The organism is Stenotrophomonas sp. 05L44_2 (genome assembly GCF_056665995.1).
The window spans coordinates 1-2,396 of the sequence record NZ_JBFTNR010000646.1; the positions used below are offsets into that span (position 1 = coordinate 1).

General features: G+C 66.9%; 3 protein-coding genes and 1 pseudogene. 2 read left to right on the forward strand and 2 right to left on the reverse strand.

Annotated features, from left to right (window positions below):
* Positions 1-164 (reverse strand): annotated as a pseudogene (locus tag AC1VAN_RS18675) (3-phosphoserine/phosphohydroxythreonine transaminase); the annotation flags it as partial.
* A 163-nt stretch (positions 165-327) separates the two neighbouring features.
* On the reverse strand, positions 328-1,137 hold the full coding sequence (locus AC1VAN_RS18680) for an FHA domain-containing protein (RefSeq protein ID WP_442252143.1): 810 nt from the start codon (positions 1,135-1,137) through the stop codon (positions 328-330).
* A gap of 125 nt (positions 1,138-1,262) precedes the next feature.
* Here AC1VAN_RS18680 and AC1VAN_RS18685 point away from each other — a divergent pair, with 125 nt between their 5' ends.
* Positions 1,263-1,538 (forward strand): polyhydroxyalkanoic acid system family protein, encoded by a 276-nt coding sequence (locus AC1VAN_RS18685; protein ID WP_025876985.1) that lies wholly within the window; start codon positions 1,263-1,265, stop codon positions 1,536-1,538.
* 81 nt (positions 1,539-1,619) lie between these two features.
* On the forward strand, positions 1,620-2,111 hold the full coding sequence (locus AC1VAN_RS18690) for a phasin family protein (RefSeq protein ID WP_025876984.1): 492 nt from the start codon (positions 1,620-1,622) through the stop codon (positions 2,109-2,111).
* Positions 2,112-2,396 lie beyond the last annotated feature (285 nt).

Genomic DNA, 2,396 nt, shown 5'->3' on the forward strand with positions numbered 1-2,396 from the left:
GCCTCGGCCTCGGCGGCCACGGACATGAACTCCGGACCGCGATGGCTCATTTCCACGATGGAGGCACCGCTACCGTGCCAGTCCAGCATTTCCGCCTGCGCCTGGCGCAGGACCGATTCCGGCAACGTTGCAGGGCCGGCACTGAAGTTGAACGCGCGCGTCATGGCACACCTGTGGGGCAAGACCCCTAGTATGCCGCACTGCACCAGCCTTGCGGCCTTGTGGCGCAAGGGAAATTTGGTTGCATCCGTATCCATTGCCGCGGCGGCACTACCCAAAGCGGGTTGGTCCGGGTGGTAGCGCCGGGCCATGCCCGGCGGAACGAATTCAGCGCGCGCCGAACCAGAGCAGCAGGCTGAGCACGGCTGCCAGCAGCAACGCACTGCCCAGCAGCCACGGCCAGCGCCGCACCCGACGCGGAGCGACCGGTACCACCGGTGCCTGTTCGGCTTCGTCGCTGCCTTCGTCATCGGCCAGTGGCGGCCGCCGGCGCGGGTCATGCGGCACTTCCAGCACGAACCGGTGCTGGCCGTCGAACACGACCTGGTCGCCGGCCTGCAGCCAGCAGTGGCGTACGGCAACGCCGTTGACCCGGGTGCCATCGGCACTGCCCAGGTCGCGCAGCAGTACCCGCTCGCCATGGACTTCCACCCGCGCGTGCTGTTCGGCGAAGGCGGGTTCATCGATCTCGATGTCGACATCGCTGCCACGGCCGATCACCCGCGCGCGCGCCAGGGGGTAGCTGCGGCCGTGGTGCAGGCCGCCCACACCGCGCAGCAGGCGCTGCTCGTCACCGCTGCCTTCGACGCTGGCTGCCGGCGCCGGTGCCTGCAGCAGGGTGTCGACCTCGCCCTGCAGGACCATTTCCACGCCATCGACGTAGACCGCGTCGCCCGCCCTCAGCAGGGCCATGCGCCGCACCGGGCGACCATTCACATGGATGCCACGGATACCGTTGCCGACCTGCAGCCAGAGGCCGCGGTCGTCCATGCAGAACTGCGCAAGCAGCAGCGCGCCGTTGCCGGCATCACCGAGGCGCACGCTGCCGTTTGCCTGGCGCACGATGCGCTGTACCCCGGGCCGCAGCGGCTGGTCGGGCTGTTGTTGTTGACTGAAGTGAACTAGCAGGTTCTGCACGCGGCGCAGACTAGCAGGTTGGCCGCCCACGAAGAAGAACCTGCGATGAGCGCTTGGCGTGGGCGCCGTCGATGCGCACAATGCTCGCCCTCTCAATTGATCCCCGCCCTGCGCCAGGAGCCTGCATGTCCACCATCGATGTCCGCCACGCCCACACCCTGCCCGACACCCAGGCACGTGAAGCGATCGAGCAGGTTGCCGCCAAGCTGGGCGAACGCTTCGGCCTGAAGTCGTCGTGGGCCGCCGACGTGCTGAATTTCTCCGGCAGTGGCGTGGACGGTGCGATCGAACTGCAGCCGGGCGCGGTGCGGGTCACGGCCAAGCTGGGCTTCCTGCTGTCGGCAATGAAGGGCATGGTGGAAAGCGAGATCCAGCGCGTGTTGAAGGAAAAGCTGGGCTGAACCTGCGCTGCAGCCATCACGGCCCAGCAACGGCGCGCCGCGCTACTCTCGGGGATAGGCCCAACTCCCACGGGGAATGCAATGAACCGTTACGAGAATGACGATCGCCGCGACGACGATGCCGGCTTCGGCGACCAGGCAGAGCGCTTTTCGCGCAAGCTGAGCGATTCGGCACAGCAGGTCTGGCTGGCCGGTCTGGGCGCCCTGGGGCGCGCGCAGGCAGAGGGAGGCCGTTTCTTCGATGGCCTGGTGAAGGAAGGCGAAGCCTGGGAAGCCCGCCGCCGTGAACGCAGCGGCGAGCAGGAACCGGGCTGGCGCGACAACGTCGAGCACTCGCTGGACGAAGCCCGCGAGAAGGCGTCCGGAACCTGGGACAAGGTCAACAAGGCCTTCGATGACCAGGTGCAGGGCGTACTCAAGCGACTGCACGTGCCGACCGCCGATCAGGTGACCGCGCTGGAAGCCCGCATCGATGCCCTGACCGCGCGCCTGGCCAAGCTCGAACACCGTGCCTCCACCGACGTGGATGCTCCCTCGCCGGGCAGCCACCAGTCGCCGGGAAGCACGCCCTGAACCGCCTTTGTTGCAACGCAATAAATTTTCGTTGACAATCGCGTAGAACCCGCCAATCGCTTCGGCTGCCGTTTGTTCCCTCCCCTCACGGCTTCAGGATTGGCGGGTTTTTTCGTGTCTGGCGCGTGCGGATCTGCGGGCTGCATCACGGTTGTTGTCGGGAACACCCTGACGCAATCAACCGGTCGGCCCTTTACACTGTGGGCTTCCGTTTTCGCCCCTTCCGTCGTCGCCCTGCATGCTTCCCTGGATTCTGGCCCTGCTGTCGGCCCTGCTTACCTGCAC